Below are 15,990 nucleotides of genomic sequence, written 5' to 3' on the forward strand. Positions count from 1 at the left end.
ATACTTTTCAAAATTATTTGAAGGAACATCATTTAGTAGGTAGTATGTCCAGACGAGGGAACTGTTGGGACAATGCGGTGATTGAATCATTTCATTCAAATTTAAAGACAGAGGAATTCCAATATTGTAAGTTTAATACCCTAGCTAATTTAGAAGTTATTTCTAGAATAGATGGGTACATTCATCATTACAACGAGGGTAGGATTCAAGCAAAATTAGGCTACTTAACTCCAATAGAATTTGGATTAAAGGCAGCTTAAAGGATTTCGGGGTTATCCACTTTGCATGTAGAAAAGACATGCACTTTATTTGGAGATGCGGGCATGATAGCCTATTATGGCTAAGCCAGATTCTCTTTGAGATATCTGGCTTCCTGGCTAAAGAATCTATGCCCGCAGAGGCTCCAAGTAAAGTGACAAAGTGCCTGAACTATTTCCAGTAAAGAACCAATATCAAATTAATGAAAAAGTGTTAAATTTAATATGGATAGGTGTTTTATATATGTCTCATTTGGCTAGGTCAGTTCAATTTGATGTCCCTTTTCTAATGCTTTTTTATATTTTGTACTCGAAAACGGAACCCGTTACCAGAAGTGGCCTTTTTTTGTGCAACAAATGACAATCAGGCTAAGATTGTATTCGCCAACACTAGTCGTAAATTTATTATCCCCTTGTTTAACATCAATACACAAAGAACGTGTTCTATCTAAAATAAATAATATCTTCCCAATTATATACTTTATCTACAATTCCAATTCTTTGTGCCGGAGTTGACAATTCCCCATAAGCCTTATAAGGCATACAAAAGTTGTAATATGTTCTTAAGATAGTTATAGCATACTGAGCATACTTAGGATTGAAGTTGGAATAGATATAACTCTTACCATCTCCCCTAGAAGTAACTAATGGTCTTTCTAATATAGAAATTCTTCTGCGAATTTGATTAATGAATGTATCAGTTGATTTATTATTTATTTTTTGTATCATTCTAGCAAGGTCTTCAGGTTCCAAAGTACTCACATCTGTTGTACAGTCAACGGTTGCGTATCCAGTATCCTTAAATGGAAGTGGATGTACAATAGGGTTTTGATACCATTTACGAACAAATCTTCCGTCTTTTTCAACTTCAGCGTAAAATTTGTGATGCTTCAATTCTTCGGCCAGCATTAATCTAGCTAATCTAGTAATGTTTTTGTCTTCGATATTCAAGTTTAATGCCCAATTTCTTATTACAGCTCTTGAATCTTTGTAATCTTCCATCGACTCACGTAAAGATTTACTTTTATCAATTTTATAAATGAAATGGTGTAAATCGCTCAATTTAACTTCTCTTGAAAACACCCTCATTAATGCTGAAATAATTGATGAATCCTGGTCAGTAGTAAATCGCCATTCATTCGCATTTAATATTTGTTTCAAATGCCAAAAATGAGCAACCGTTGTATAGGTTGAATTGGTGTGTAAACCATCGATGTAATTAGATCTCCTGAAAAACTTTTCCTTTTCCTTTTCATACTCATTGTTCGTTTGTGTGTCAAACTCAGTTGGAGGTTGAGGGGCAAACGGAAATCTTAAGTGACCGTATTTTTGAGCAAAAGTATGTAGATGATCGTCTTTATAGATTTTTGTGTGCTCATTGATTTCCTCTAAGGTAATATCCCAATCGTAAGCGATATCTGACCTAAAAACATATCTAGATAATATATCGCTGCTAATAATGACTTGCGTAGGGAATTGCTTTTCTTCCTGTTCTAAAAGATATTTTGAACCCGCGTTTTTCTTGCGTACATTGTTAAGGAAATAGATCATCTTATCAGTATTAATCCATAACTCTTTAAATTCTTTTTCTTTGAGCTTTATTTCGTGCCTCTCTTGAAACTCAAGGCACTTTTTATAAAGCCATTCCAACTTGTTATAGTAAGTTTGTGCCCCTATATCCAAAATTTCAATTACCCTATTTACAGGAGTTCTATTTGTAATTAATTCAGCAAATAAAGGTAATATATCGTTTCTTTTTTGATGATAAGTTGTACTTTCTTTTGTGGAAGGCAATACATTAGTGATTTTCTTGCAGCACTTACATTGATATTTTTGAGAATTACCGCTACTTTTTCCACATCTTCTAAATGCTTCTTTTTGATTGAAGGGTGTTAATCCTGATGTTTCACAACCTTCTTTATGAAAGTTATATTCAGATTCCATTGGCAGAACTGAATTAACTTCAGCCAGTCTTCTAATTTCTTCTGCGATAGCCCAATTAGACATCGCATAATTCCCGCAATTCCAAACTGCTCCAACACTAGGTGTTACTGGATTACAAATGAGCCTGGATTCGGTTCCAGATTTTGCGAGTGCTGATTTGTATCTTTTAGGCTTACCTTTTAATTCATATTGAACTTGAGGCATTCCGAAGTTATTGCAATAAGGATTAATACAACTATTCATTTGAATGGTATATTCTTGATCTTTGTACCTTATGGTAACAGGTTCGAATAGAGCATTACGGTATTTAGTCGCAAAACGATTATCCGGTAATAATAAGTAGTTCTCTTCTCTTTCTAATCGTTCTTCCTCGGAAACAGGAACAATTACATCAAAGATATTATCCGTTTTATTTGTTAATCTTTTTAACTTTGCCATCTTATGCTTCCTCACTAAGGTCTAATTGTTGCACTATCCTCTTATTTCGACGTTTTCGATTTATCCAATCGATAAAATTCTGATCATCTAAAAGGTTCTTCAAGAACATATCAACGACCTCATCTTCTGTGTAACCTGTATACTCAGCGTAATGTTTTACAGTTAATTTTGTGTGTTCTGAAACACGCCAGTCGGCTTTTTTCTCTAATCTCTTTTTAGGTTCAATGAAATGCATAATGACCTCCTAAATGACAATAAATTTGACACTATAATTGGCATCGAGTTTTCATTGTACAACAAGTATTGTCCAATGTGGAAAACTCTAAACTTTATGGTGTCAAAATAAATCAAAAAGTTTAATAAACCTTGATATAACAAGAAAATGACGTATGCCAATTCATACGTCATTTCTTATGTCATTTATTAAGAAAGCACCTCAAAACGGAACCCTTTATTAACAAGTTCAGACTTTTTTGTCGGATATACATTCAAAAATACTGGCCCCAATTAATTGGATAATCTCTTTTCCTTTTTGATTAGTTGGTAATTGATCTGTTAAAATCGCAACATAGATAATTTCATCCTCGTACTCGATAATAGCACAATCGTGTTCGACCTTATCTAACTCTCCTGTTTTATTGGCAATCCTAATAGAGCGATTCTCTCCAAGATAATAGGGCAGTTTATCAAGAAGTTGCTGATTGCTTAGGATTCTCTTAGCACTTTGATTCTTATCGTTCTGAATAGCCTTTAAACACCGAATAATGTCTAGAGGGGAAGTATAGTTATCCAATTTTCTTTCTCTTGCTTGTTGATCCATCATTTTTCGTTGAAGAACTGTATTGGACATTCCAAGCTGTTGGCATCTGCTATTAATACTTTCCAGTCCAAGTCGTTCAATCAAATAGTTGGTTGCCATATTATCTGAAACAATAATCATCGAAGTAAGTAAATCACCGATTGATAAATAGCTTTGTGGGGAGATGTATTGAACGATACCCGCTCCTCCTGCTTTCCGAATATTATCAACTCTTATTAACTCGTCCAACTCTAAGGTTCCACTTAGGCTTTGCATAAATCCTTCTATCATAATTGGTAATTTAATTAGACTAGCACTTGGAAAGACATCCCTTTCGTTTAGAAAAAAAAATTGTCCCTTCCACTCAATAGCTATCCCTAAATGACCTTGTCCCCTATGCTCCTGTGCAATTTTGTTTATACTTTTGCTTAATCTCTCTATATCCATTCTGCTATCTCCTAATAAAGATGACATGCTACAAAATGACCATTTTCTCGTTGCTGCCAAGTTGGCTTATCATTGGCACAAATATCCATTGCATGAGGACAGCGCGTTCGAAAAACACAACCACTTGGTGGGTTTACCGGACTTGGTATCTCCCCTTTTAAGATGATTCGTTCCCTTTTGTCTTCTATATCAGGATCTGGAATCGGAATAGCAGAAAGGAGCGCCTGTGTATATGGATGAAGTGGATTCGAATACAACTCTTTACTATCTGTTAATTCTACTAAATTCCCTAAATACATGACGCCAATTCGATCACTAATTTGCTTTACCATCGATAAATCATGGGCTATAAATAGATAGGTTAATTGTTTTTCTCTTTGTAATCGTTTTAATAGATTTACTACTTGAGCTTGAACAGAAACATCTAATGCAGAAATCGGCTCGTCAGCAATAATAAATTCAGGCTCTAACGCCAAAGCTCTTGCTATGCCAATTCTTTGTCTTTGTCCCCCACTAAATTCATGTGGAAATCGATTACCATGTTCTCTATTTAGACCAACACTTTCCAATAACTCATCTATCCTTGCATTTTTTTCTTCCTTTGTATGATACACTCCATGAATTTCCAAAGGTTCTGCCAAAATCTCTCGCACAGTAGAACGAGGATTTAACGAAGCATAAGGGTCCTGAAAAATCATTTGCATTTTGCGACGAAACGAAAAAGTATCCTTTTCAGAAATGTTCTCCATATTGGTATCATTATACAGAATCTGTCCATTTGAAGCTTTATACAGTCCAATAATCGTCCTACCCAATGTCGATTTTCCACAGCCTGATTCACCAACAATGCCAAATGTTTCTCCTTTTTTAATTTGAAAGGAGACATTTGATACAGCTTGTAATGTCGTATTTTTTTCTAATTCAAAATATTTCGATAGATTATCTACCTTCAATAGAACTTGCTGTGCCATATCATTCTCTCCTTATTCCCAATATCTTCTTGCTATACATAATTCTTTTTCATAGTTTGTATTTTTTAAAGGAATAATTTCGATTGTTTTTCCTGTCTTAGGAGAATGAAGCAATTTATTTTCTCCATAATAGATACCTACATGGTGAATCTTTCCTTTCCCTTCCTCGTAAGCAAAAAATAATAAATCTCCTGGCTCTATATCATCTAAAGGAACATTTTTCCCTGCCTCTGCCTGCTCACTTGCATCTCTCGGTATCACATAACCATTTGCTAAACACATGGAGTAACTGAAACCTGAGCAATCATAACCATAAGAACTCATGCCACCCCATAAATAATCAAGACCCAAAAATCGTTCTCCTTGCTTCACTATATCCTTCCCCGTTCCTTTACGGACATCTTGAGAAGAGGAATAACTGGATACATCCTCAGCTTTAATCCACCCTTCTCCAGTAGGTGTAGTCACTTGTACCCATTCCCCTTCTTGATTTTTTAGTGGAAGCCTCGTTTGGAAGGCTAATTGCAATACAGCATCTTTATTGACATCACATAAATCTGTTGTAGATGCTTCAATAACTGCAATCGGTCCACTTTGTAAAGAGTAAATCCCTTTTTCTACTAATTGTTTTTTCGGTATCCACCCCGGATAACCTAGCTGATTTTTTTTAGTCGCTTGATTGGGCAATGCAACAAACATCCAGTCCTCTTTTTCTGCCAAGACATATACCTCTTGGCCATACAATACTTGTGATTGTACTAAGTTCCCGGTACAAAGCTCCAGTCCTTTTTCATAATCAAGGCTATCTATCCAGTTCTTCATATCACATGGATTATCAATTGCCATACAATCAATTTCCCTTGCCGAGTCTTCACTTGTCCAAAGGGTAGCAACAGGAACATCCACTATTTTCACATCATATTTACTCATCCCACATTCTCCTTTTCGTGTCCAAGAATATGATTTATTCCTAAGCCAAATTGATCAGATAGAGTGATGCTTCTTCCGTTATATTGAATACCTCCACCCACTATATCCTCAGCCAACATCAGTGGTGCATCAAAATCATAACGAGTTATATTCTTTTTACTTGCTGCAAAATGTGCAGCTGCAGTAATTCCTAATTTCGTTTCAATCATACTTCCGACCATACATTCTACTCCAGAGACTTCAGCCAGATGGTTAATAATCTGAGCTCGGTAGATCCCTCCCGATTTCATTAATTTAATATTAATCAAATCAGCACTACGTGTTTTTAGCACCTCAAAGGCTTGATTCGGAGTAAATACAGCTTCATCAGCCATAATTAAAGTATCTACTGAATCGGTTACTTTCTTCAGCCCTTGTATATCCGCTGCTTTAACCGGCTGCTCAACTAATTCGATGTTTAGTCCTAAATCCTCCATTTTTCGTATTGCTGTAACTGCTTCTTTCGGGCTCCAGCCTTGATTAGCATCCAATCTTAATTTAATTTCCTTCCCTACTCTTCGTCTAATTTCTATCATTCTATTAATATCCGTTTGAATTTCATCTTTTCCAACTTTAATCTTTAATACAGTAAACCCTTGCTTAACATAGCTTGCTGCGTCTTCTCCCATTTCAATCGGATCATTAACACTTACTGTATAATCTGTTTCCAATGTATTATTATATCCGCCTAATAATTGATAAAGCGGCAGTTTACAATATTGAGAAAAACAATCATAAAGCGCCATATCAATTGCTGCTTTTGCACTTACATTTCCTACAAGTATTTGATGGATTCCTTGAAGTAATAATTCGAGTTGCAAAACACTTTTACTCAATAAATATGGTTTGAACACTTCATGAATAGACGCTTCAATGCTTTTCAGGCTGTCTCCAGTTATCACTAAAGTCGGTGGTGCTTCTCCCCAACCAACAATTCCGTTTTCACATGTAATTTTTACATATACAGAATCTGCAATAGTTACGGTTCGTAATGCAGTCTTAAAAGGCTTGATTAACGGAACTGCGACACGGAATGTTTCAATTCTTGTTATCTTCACTATGTACCATCCTTATTAAAAAAATTCTAGTTTTATGGTGTTAATTAATTATTGACTCGTTCTAAAACTTTCAATCTCCTTCTATCGTTATTCCACCCCACTATCAATCATTAATACTTTCTCATTCGTGTTTATTTCCGCATTCACACCTAGCGGGATTGACACTTGAGGAGAGCAATGTCCTATTTTAAATCCCTTCATCGCGGGTTTCCCAGCTTTTTGAATGTAGTGATCCATCACTTCTTCTAATGCAAGTGATTTATCTCTTTTAGAATGACATTGATGGAAGTCACCGATAACGATTCCGGCAGCATCGGTTAGCTTCCCAGCTTGCAGTAATTGATTAAGCATCCGATCTACAGAGCGCGGTTCTTCATTTATATCTTCTATCAATAAGATATTCGATTTTGTATTTATTTCAAAAGGAGTACCAATTGAACTTGTGATAAGGGAAAGATTTCCTCCTGTTATCCTTCCAGATGCCTTCCCTTCCACTAAAACCTCTAGCGGTGAGTATTCTTCGGTATATAGCATTTCCTTTGGTTCAAATAATTGTTGGAATAGGTCTTTCGATAAAGGATGACAGTCTTCCTTCCCAATATCAGAAGAAAGCATTGGACCATGAAAAGTAACCAATCCAGTGCTATTAGAGATAGCTGTATGCAAAAAAGTTATATCACTATAACCCCAAAATATTTTTGGATTTTGAGAAATTATTGAATAGTTAATCTTACTTGCCAACCTTGCTGTTCCATATCCTCCACATGCACAGAAAATTCCTTTTACTTCTTTATCTAAAAATGCATTTTCTAAATCTATTAATCTAGATTCATCTTCTCCTGCTAAATAACCGTAATGGTCGTAAACATGTTGTCCAACTTTAACTTTTAAACCTAATTCCTCTTCCAGATAGCTAATACCTTTCCTTAAAAAGTTGGGCGATGGCGGACTTGCTGGGGCGATTACTGCAACAGTATCTCCTTTTTTTAAACGTTCCGGCTTTATCACTTTTTTAATCCCTTTCTCGTTTCGTTTTTTGAATGCTTTAAGGAAAAAAGGGATGCCTTCCGTTCATCCCTTCTCCCCTCCATTTATTTTTTATCTGCCCATTTTAACTCAAGATATCCAACTGGATGACGAACAATTCCCGTCACACTATCATTTTGTAAATACACATAGTTATAGAAATGAATTGGGAAAATTGGTGCCTCATCAAGCAATAACTTTTCTGCTTTATACATTAATTCATAACGTGTTGCTTCATCAGATTCACTCTTAGCATCTTTAATTAATTGATCATATTCAGCATTTGACCAACCCGTTCTATTCATTGCTAAACCTGTTTGGAAGTTTTCCAAAAAGTTAATTGGATCACCATAGTCTGCTAGGAAGGAACTTCTGGATAATTGCAGCTTCAATGCTGTTTGTTCTTGAGTAAAGACACTTGATTCCATATTTGCAAGCTTTACATCTACCCCAAGATTATCCTTAAACATTGCTTGTAGAGCTTCCGCTATTGCCTTATGTGTATCATTTGTGCTATAGGTGAGCGTCACTTCTGGTAATGTTTTATAGCCTTCTTCCTTCATTCCTTGTTCAAGTAATTTCTTTGCTTCTTCTACATCTGTTTTTATTAAATCTCCACTCGTTTCACGAAAATCATTTCCGTTATTGTCCAAGTATCCATAAGAAACAAAACCATATGCAGGTTTCTCCTGATTTTTTGTTACATAATCGACAATTTGCTGTTGATCAACTGCTAAAGCAAAGGCTTTACGGATATTTTTATTTGTGAAAGGTTCTTTTGTTACATTAAATCGATAGAAGTATGTTCCTGCCTGGTCTTCTACTTTTACTTTTCCTTCATTAAATAATTGCTCACTTAATTCTGCTGGAACATCAGAAGTATCCAATTCTCCATTTTGGAACATTTGATATTCAGTATTAGAATCATCTACCATTGCCCAATGTATTTTATTAAGTTTAACCGTATCAGCATCCCAATACGTTTCGTTTTTCTCCATTTCAAAATAGCTGTCATGCTCCCATTTTGTTAATTTAAACGGACCATTTCCTACAAATGAATCTGCCTCTGAAAACCATTCTGGATTCTCCGTTGCTACCTTTTCATTAATCGGGAAAAAGGCAGGATTGGTGATGACATTTAAGAAATAGGCCTGTGGGCTTGTTAACATAACCTCAAACGTCTTTTCATCAATCGCTTTAACTTTTACATCATCCGCTGAGCCCTCTCCGTTTGCATATGCTTCTCCTCCCTCAATGAAATAACCAAGAAAGGCAGCTGGCGATTTCGTATCTGGATTTAACAATCGCTTCCATGCAAATTCAAAATCCCCAGCAGTAACCGGATCTCCATTAGACCAATTTGCATTTTCCCTTAAGTGGAAAGTATATACTTTCCCATCTTCTGATACATCCCAATTTTCAGCAATGGCAGCTTGAGGCTCATGGTTGTTATCCAATCGGGTTAAGCCCTCCATTAAATTATTTAAAGCTGTCCAGGAAACACTATCAAAACCAATCGGCGGATCGAAAGAACTAGGCTCTTGTCCATTATTTAAATATAATATCTTTTCTTTCGTCTCCCCAGATGACTCTTCCTTCCCTGCATCACTATTTGCTGTACATGCAGCAAGAGAAAAAATTACAACCATAGCCAAAAAACTTATCCATATCTTTTTCATCGTATTCCCCCCACATCGTTTTCATCTAGCAATCTATAAAATGACTTTTCCTTAAAGTCAAAAAATAGCATAAACTTACACTGCTAAAAAACAGTTTCTTTTTACATCATTAGATTGTGTGCAATATGCGTTTTGCTCGCTCATCCTGGAGCCAGCAGTTGATTTGATGGTGATCGTTCAAATTACTTTCTAATGGATACACCCGCTTGCAAACTTCCATAGCATAGGGGCATCTAGCAGTAAAAGAACATCCTTCTGGCGGTGAAAATAAGTCTGGTGGTGTTCCGTCTATCGGTACTAGTTCTCCTTCTTGGTCCAATCTAGGTACAGAGTTTAATAGACCTCTTGTATAAGGATGCTGGGGAGAATAGAAAATGTCTCGTCTATTACCCATCTCCACTATTTTTCCAGCATACATAACTGCCACACGGTCAGCTACTTGTGCAACTACGCCTAAATCATGTGTAATTAAAATGATCGATACATCTCTTTTTTGCTGAATCTCTCTAAATAGGTCCAAAATCTGCGCTTGAATGGTTACATCTAAAGCAGTTGTCGGCTCATCTGCAATCAAAATCTCTGGCTCGCAAATCAATGCCATCGCGATAACAATTCTCTGTCTCATCCCTCCACTAAATTGATGGGGATATTGTTTTAATCGCATTTCTGGATTAGGGATTCCAACTAATTCAAGCATTTCAATAGCTTTACTCTTTGCTTCCACTTTTGAGATTTGCTTATGCTGCTTAATCCCTTCCATAATCTGATCACCAATTGTTAACGTAGGATTTAAGGCAGTCATTGGATCTTGAAAGATCATGGAGATAGAAGAACCTCGAATTCCTCTCATTTCTTCCTCTCTCAACTTTGTTAAATCTTTCCCTTTATATAAAATAGAACCGTCCTTGATTTTTCCCGGCGGACTGGGGATTAATCGCATAATCGTTTGGGAAGTTACACTTTTCCCGCAACCAGATTCGCCGACAATTGCTAATGTTTCCCCTTTTTTTAATGAAAAATTCACTCCTCTGACAGCTTGTACCTCTCCTCCATATGAAGCGAAAGAAACATGTAAATTATTTACTTCTAACAGACTCCCCATTATTTCCCACCCCTTAACTTTGGATCTAATGCATCCTGGAGTCCATCACCCAACACATTAAAAGCAAACATCGTAAGTGAAATAAATAATGTTGGGAAAAATAGTCTCCACCAATGACCTGTTAAAATAGCAGATAGTCCTTCATCTGCCATTACCCCCCAACTTGTTAAAGGAGCTTGAATACCAAGCCCTAAAAAGCTTAAGAATGCTTCCGCAAATATAGCGGAAGGAACGGTTAAAGTCATCTGAACAATAATTGGCCCCATAGTATTGGGAAGTAAGTTTTTTCTAATTATTCTGTAAGTTTTTGCTCCAAACGTTTTCGATGCTAAGATAAACTCATAGTTTTTTATTTGCAGAACTTGCCCTCTTACGATACGCGCCATCCCAACCCATCCTGTAATAGATAGTGCGATAATAATGGAACCTAATCCTGGCCCCATCACTACAGACATTAAAATAACAATTAATAGATAAGGTAGTCCATATAATACTTCTACTATTCTCATCAAGATATGATCTACCCTGCCACCCTTGTACCCCGATAGACCTCCATAAGCTACCCCTATCAAAAAATCAATGACAGCAGCAGCAATCCCAACAAATATCGATATTCTTGCTCCATACCAAGTTCTAGAAAACACATCTCTGCCTAAACTATCTGTCCCAAACCAATATTCAGAAGATGGTGGCTGATTTTGATTAATTAGTTTTTGCTCTGAGATTGAATGGGGAGAAAGAATCGGTCCTATAATAGCCATGATAATTAGTAGAATTAAGAAAATTAATGCTCCCAACGCTAATTTATTCTTCCCAAGATTTCGCCATGCTTCCTGCCAATAGGATAGACTTGGTCGAACAACCGCTTCTGCTTCTCCTTTCTTTTTCTCTATTGGCACAAACCATTCGTCAAGAGCAATATCTTCCTTCTCTTCGTACAATGTTTCCTGAGGTAAACCCATTGCTATCCCTCCTTTTTCTGAAGTTTTATTCGAGGATCCAATATGCCATATGCTAAATCAACGAGGAATAGCATGATAATCAAAATGGTACTGTAAAAAATAGTAGTTCCCATAATGACAGGGTAATCACGGTTATTGATACTATCTACAAAGTATTTTCCCATACCAGGTATCGCAAATATTTTTTCAATCACGAATGTTCCTGTTAAAATACTAGCTGCTAAAGCACCTAATAATGTCACAACTGGCAAAAGAGCATTGCGCAGTGCGTGTTTTACAATGATTTTGAATGGAGATAGCCCCTTCGCCTTTGCCGTTTTTATATAATCCTGTGTTAACACCTCTAGCATGCTTGTTCTTGTTAATCGCGCAATAATGGCAGTTGGACTTGTCGCAAGTGCAATCGTCGGTAAAATCATATGCTTCCAGCTTGACCAAGTTGCTGTCGGGAGTATCTTCCAATTTACAGCAAACTGTTGAATAAGCATGGTTGCTAAAACAAAGTTAGGAATGGATATGCCTATTACTGCTATTGTCATCGCTATATAGTCAATGACCCCGTTATGTTTAAGGGAAGCAATTACTCCAAGTGTTATCCCCGAAATGACAGCAACTACTAAGGCAACCATACCGAGCTCAAAGGAAACAGGAAATCCTCTTCCAATCATTTCATTCACTGTTTGAGATGATTTTTTTATCGAAATGCCAAAATCAAAGGTAGCGATTTGTTTTAAATACATTCCATATTGGACAATTAGAGGTTTATCTAGATGATATTGCTCCTCTAAGTTTTTCTGAATAGCCTCATTTGTCGTTCTTTCATCATTAAATGGAGAACCTGGTGTGAAATGCATTAAGAAGAAAGTAATCGTAATAATAACCCATAGAGTTACGAGCATCGAGACAAACCGCTTTATATAATAAGATTTCATCACTCCTCACCACCTAACAAAATGTTGTTCTCATCGCAAGTTCAGTCATAACTAGCATGGCTTGATAAGCTTCTAAAATGCTTTTTGCTTGAAACCGAACTATTGTAGTACCTGGTTCTATTTCGGTTCCTGGCATTAGATGGGCCCATTCAGCTTGTCCATAATTAGCAAACTCAATTCGGAGTAAAGGACTTGTTGGTGGTACTAGCGGCTTTATTAAATGTTTTCTTTCTAGTGCTTCCTTTGTCTTTTCCTTCAATAATTCTCCTGCCTGAGCCGGTGTTAAGCTCAAAGCTGCTGATCTTGAAATACTATTTTTCACAATTGCTGTTGTTACATTGGGAATAAGCTTCTCTGCTTCTTTTGCAGCTTGATCATCCCCTGCAACAAGAAGAATGGGGACTCCATAATACCCTGCGACATAGGCATTAAACCCTAATTCGCCAACTACCACATCATCTATGTACATATTACGAACTCCAAAGATCATGCTATGTGTCATAACACCAGGAACGGAAGCTCGTGCATGATAGCCAACAAAGATTGCCCCATCATATGTAGCATCAAGGCCCTGTACCATTGAGTACGGCTTGACATCTCCTGTTATTATCTTTGTTTTCGGATGAAATCTTTCTACCAATAAATTATTCATTTTACTATGACTATCATTCACAACTACTTCTTCTACGCCCTGGTCAAACAAGCTTGTTACAACATAGTTCGCCTCATCCGTCATTAGAATCCGGCTTCTTTCGTAATTTAACTTAGTTGAATCAACCTGTGTGTGATCAATTAATCCTGTTATTCCTTCCATATCAACGGACATATAAATTTTCCCCAATAGAAAAACCTCCCCTATTTTCTTATTAGCCCTCTTTATTCGTACAAAATAAAAAATCCAGCCAATAGAGAAATAAAGTCTCTATCAACTGGATTTCCTCTGCGTATAACAGAAAAAGCAGTTTTATACCAATTCTTTTAATAGTTGTTTATATTTAATATGGGCATTCTTAAAAGCAACCATAACTGCCTTTTGAGAAGATCCAAAATAACGACTTTCTACTTCCTTTAAGACAGTGTCTGTATCTAACATCGATTTTCCAACAACGATAGACTTAATAAAGGAAGAGGTAATATTAATAGTTGAAGAACATTCAGCATCCACAATTGTATGCGAAACTCTATCCACAACCAATGCGATAAAAAAACCATTGTATTGCTGCATAATTGCATTATTAGAGGATGTTTTACTTTCTCCAATAATATAAACGGTATTAGCATGATACATGTGATACTCCTCCTACAAACATCTGGATATTGCATGAGATATCTATGAGAAAATCATAAACATTCGAAGCAATGCATATGTCTTAAGAAAAGCGCGGTTGCCTTGATTGGCAAAAGACTACTAACATACTTTTCTTCCTATCATTTCACAAAATAGTTAGAATCTTTTCTGACTATAAAAGATAGATTTAGATTATATAAAAAATTGTAATACACCACCCTTTTTTACGCAATAGATTTTTAAGTATTTTCTAAATATTTTAACAAATAACGTAAGAAAAGATGACATAAGTAGTAATTTTATATTAAACACACGTCCTACAAGTAGAAATATGTGCCCTAAACCTTCTATTATCCGTATTTTCCTGCAATTATCTCAGAAGATAATTTAATATATTCTCCATCCATTGCGACACAAACAGTATTTCTCCCTTCTTTTTTGGAAGCATATAGTGCTTCATCTGCTTCCTTAATCAAAAGGGGAAGTGCTGTACAATTTTCCTTTAACGCAACACCAAAGCTTGCAGTAATATTAATCACTATATCATCATAATGGAAGGGAGTTTCTGCAATTAATCTTCTCAACTTACTAGAAATGGTACTGGCTGCTTCTGCTTCTTTCCCAAATAAAAAGAGAATAAACTCTTCTCCACCGTATCTGCCGAATACGCCACTTTCTGGTATAACATTTCTACTTAAAGATGCAACATGCTTCAGCCCTTCATCTCCTCCAAAATGACCATATGTATCATTTATTTTCTTAAAATGGTCAATATCAAACAAAACAACAGCCATCTTTTCATGTGAGGCAAACATCTTTTCAGCTATAGATAGAACATACGCCCGATTATATATTTGCGTTAATCCATCCGTGTATGCCAGTTTCGTTAAATTCATCTGTTCCATTTTTTGCTCGGTAATATTAGTAAAAATAATAGTAGTGCCAACAATCGTCGACTCCCCTCTTTTTATTGGGGATATCTTTGCTTGATAATATTCTTTTATAGAATTATTACTCATCTCTACTTCCAGTATTATTGATTCTGTATGGACATTTTTCAATAAGGGAAGGATTTGATTATCCACTCCTAATACAGCTGCTATATGCTCCCCTATTTTTACATGTGAAAATATAGTAAAGGCTGCCTTATTAAAATCTTTAATATGGTAGGTTTGATCTAATACTAGAACAGCATCTCCCATACTTTCAAATACATAGTCCTTTTCGATGGGCGGGACCACTAAAAACTTTGTGGATATGATGGAGTATAAATAAAGAGAACTAGAAAATAGCATGGCAACTGGAACAGGATCAAGACCACCAGGAGTAATTCCTATTAAATACGAAAAAGCAGCAGCAATCGGAACAAAGACTCCTATTAACAGAATGATTACTTGTTTCGTTTGTCTAGATTTATCTCTAAACCAATAGATTGCTAGTAATACAAAAGCAATCGCAAGCGTACCGAATGTATATGCTCCATGTATTAAATACCATTGCCCTATTGTGATTTGCATAATAGGAGTTGCATTGCGATATTCTAAATAGACAGATTGGTAGAATAAATGGTGAAAATCATTTGTCGCAAGTAGCAAAAAGGATATCGCCGGTATTAGATAATAGAAAAAATATGTTTTTTTATTTATATACTTGTCATAGCCAATATACTGCAAAACAAGAATTAAAGTAGCAGGCGCTGAAAAAGGCATGCCTAAATACTGAATAGCTGTCCAGAACTTCATTCCCTCTATCGTTGTACTAGCAAGACTTAATGCATATCCAAATGCATAAATAGCAATAAAACACGAAAACCATAAAAAGGTCCTCATGCCTTCAAACGCATGTCTATTCATATAGGCAATAATTGCTAATATGACATGCAATGCACCAGACATTGTTATTAAAACAATATATATCATTACTAATTGATCCATTAAGTTTGCTCCTGTATTCCAATCATCTGTCTCATCTTCATTTTGGTCCCTCAATTCTTTATATTCTTTCATTCTATTATAATTCTTGTTAAAAGTTGATACTAGCTAAGAACGAAAAAAACCTCTATTTTGCTATAAATGACAGTAAAATAACCAGCAGATTTATAGGTTGCACAGAAAAAAG

The 15,990-nt window shown here is 35.9% G+C and carries 15 protein-coding genes; 1 reads left to right on the forward strand and 14 read right to left on the reverse strand.

The features are described from left to right. Positions 1-260 (forward strand): IS3 family transposase (locus ADJ83_RS14495; protein WP_048717499.1); only part of this gene is annotated, 260 nt, incomplete at its 5' end. Between the two features lie 441 nt (positions 261-701). Here ADJ83_RS14495 and ADJ83_RS14500 read toward each other — a convergent pair. From ADJ83_RS14500 to ADJ83_RS14565, 14 genes are all read right to left on the reverse strand, one after another. Next, positions 702-2,639 (reverse strand): hypothetical protein, encoded by a 1,938-nt coding sequence (locus ADJ83_RS14500; RefSeq protein WP_031534982.1) that lies wholly within the window; start codon positions 2,637-2,639, stop codon positions 702-704. A 1-nt stretch (position 2,640) separates the two neighbouring features. Beyond that, positions 2,641-2,874 (reverse strand): hypothetical protein, encoded by a 234-nt coding sequence (locus tag ADJ83_RS14505; protein WP_031534983.1) that lies wholly within the window; start codon positions 2,872-2,874, stop codon positions 2,641-2,643. A gap of 228 nt (positions 2,875-3,102) precedes the next feature. Further along, positions 3,103-3,885, reverse strand: coding sequence for a serine hydrolase (locus ADJ83_RS14510; protein ID WP_048718166.1), 783 nt, complete (start codon positions 3,883-3,885; stop codon positions 3,103-3,105). A gap of 11 nt (positions 3,886-3,896) precedes the next feature. Beyond that, the gene (locus ADJ83_RS14515) at positions 3,897-4,856 is read right to left on the reverse strand and encodes an ABC transporter ATP-binding protein (protein WP_031534985.1); all 960 of its coding nucleotides are present in this window, start codon (positions 4,854-4,856) and stop codon (positions 3,897-3,899) included. 12 nt (positions 4,857-4,868) lie between these two features. After that, on the reverse strand, positions 4,869-5,786 hold the full coding sequence (locus ADJ83_RS14520) for a C40 family peptidase (RefSeq protein ID WP_031534986.1): 918 nt from the start codon (positions 5,784-5,786) through the stop codon (positions 4,869-4,871). Then, entirely contained in the window at positions 5,783-6,883 is a 1,101-nt protein-coding gene (locus tag ADJ83_RS14525) for a mandelate racemase/muconate lactonizing enzyme family protein (protein WP_031534988.1), read from the reverse strand. The genes ADJ83_RS14520 and ADJ83_RS14525 overlap by 4 nt, the downstream gene beginning before the upstream one ends. A gap of 87 nt (positions 6,884-6,970) precedes the next feature. Further along, a complete protein-coding gene (locus ADJ83_RS14530; RefSeq protein WP_031534990.1) occupies positions 6,971-7,900 on the reverse strand; it encodes a S66 peptidase family protein in 930 nt (309 codons plus the stop codon). A gap of 74 nt (positions 7,901-7,974) precedes the next feature. Then, a complete protein-coding gene (locus ADJ83_RS14535) occupies positions 7,975-9,588 on the reverse strand; it encodes a peptide ABC transporter substrate-binding protein (protein ID WP_031534992.1) in 1,614 nt (537 codons plus the stop codon). 109 nt (positions 9,589-9,697) lie between these two features. After that, positions 9,698-10,690: an ABC transporter ATP-binding protein gene (locus ADJ83_RS14540; RefSeq protein WP_031534994.1), complete on the reverse strand. Its 993-nt coding sequence runs from the start codon at positions 10,688-10,690 to the stop codon at positions 9,698-9,700. Then, a complete protein-coding gene (locus ADJ83_RS14545) occupies positions 10,690-11,652 on the reverse strand; it encodes an ABC transporter permease (RefSeq protein WP_031534996.1) in 963 nt (320 codons plus the stop codon). Before ADJ83_RS14545 ends, ADJ83_RS14540 begins: the two co-directional genes overlap by 1 nt. A gap of 2 nt (positions 11,653-11,654) precedes the next feature. Then, positions 11,655-12,584, reverse strand: coding sequence for an ABC transporter permease (locus ADJ83_RS14550; protein ID WP_031534998.1), 930 nt, complete (start codon positions 12,582-12,584; stop codon positions 11,655-11,657). Between the two features lie 13 nt (positions 12,585-12,597). Continuing rightward, complete coding sequence (locus ADJ83_RS14555) at positions 12,598-13,410, reverse strand: M55 family metallopeptidase (RefSeq protein ID WP_031535000.1); 813 nt, start codon at positions 13,408-13,410, stop codon at positions 12,598-12,600. Between the two features lie 138 nt (positions 13,411-13,548). Then, positions 13,549-13,872, reverse strand: a complete 324-nt coding sequence (locus ADJ83_RS14560; RefSeq protein ID WP_031535002.1) for a DUF3870 domain-containing protein — start codon at positions 13,870-13,872, stop codon at positions 13,549-13,551. Between the two features lie 350 nt (positions 13,873-14,222). After that, complete coding sequence (locus ADJ83_RS14565) at positions 14,223-15,878, reverse strand: histidine kinase N-terminal 7TM domain-containing diguanylate cyclase (protein WP_031535004.1); 1,656 nt, start codon at positions 15,876-15,878, stop codon at positions 14,223-14,225. Between the last annotated feature and the right edge of the window lie 112 nt (positions 15,879-15,990).

The sequence above is a fragment of the Bacillus sp. 522_BSPC genome, from assembly GCF_001076885.1.
Lineage (GTDB): Bacteria > Bacillota > Bacilli > Bacillales > Cytobacillaceae > Niallia > Niallia hominis.

What these genes read in the sequence shown, in the direction of transcription:
- ADJ83_RS14500 (WP_031534982.1), bottom strand. Translation starts at nt 2,639, where the DNA reads ATGGCAAAGTTAAAAAGATTAACAAATAAAACGGATAATATCTTTGAT.
- ADJ83_RS14505 (WP_031534983.1), bottom strand. Translation starts at nt 2,874, where the DNA reads ATGCATTTCATTGAACCTAAAAAGAGATTAGAGAAAAAAGCCGACTGG.
- ADJ83_RS14510 (WP_048718166.1), bottom strand. Translation starts at nt 3,885, where the DNA reads ATGGATATAGAGAGATTAAGCAAAAGTATAAACAAAATTGCACAGGAG.
- ADJ83_RS14515 (WP_031534985.1), bottom strand. Translation starts at nt 4,856, where the DNA reads ATGGCACAGCAAGTTCTATTGAAGGTAGATAATCTATCGAAATATTTT.
- ADJ83_RS14520 (WP_031534986.1), bottom strand. Translation starts at nt 5,786, where the DNA reads ATGAGTAAATATGATGTGAAAATAGTGGATGTTCCTGTTGCTACCCTT.
- ADJ83_RS14535 (WP_031534992.1), bottom strand. Translation starts at nt 9,588, where the DNA reads ATGAAAAAGATATGGATAAGTTTTTTGGCTATGGTTGTAATTTTTTCT.
- ADJ83_RS14540 (WP_031534994.1), bottom strand. Translation starts at nt 10,690, where the DNA reads ATGGGGAGTCTGTTAGAAGTAAATAATTTACATGTTTCTTTCGCTTCA.
- ADJ83_RS14545 (WP_031534996.1), bottom strand. Translation starts at nt 11,652, where the DNA reads ATGGGTTTACCTCAGGAAACATTGTACGAAGAGAAGGAAGATATTGCT.
- ADJ83_RS14550 (WP_031534998.1), bottom strand. Translation starts at nt 12,584, where the DNA reads ATGAAATCTTATTATATAAAGCGGTTTGTCTCGATGCTCGTAACTCTA.
- ADJ83_RS14555 (WP_031535000.1), bottom strand. Translation starts at nt 13,410, where the DNA reads ATGTCCGTTGATATGGAAGGAATAACAGGATTAATTGATCACACACAG.
- ADJ83_RS14560 (WP_031535002.1), bottom strand. Translation starts at nt 13,872, where the DNA reads ATGTATCATGCTAATACCGTTTATATTATTGGAGAAAGTAAAACATCC.
- ADJ83_RS14565 (WP_031535004.1), bottom strand. Translation starts at nt 15,878, where the DNA reads ATGAAAGAATATAAAGAATTGAGGGACCAAAATGAAGATGAGACAGAT.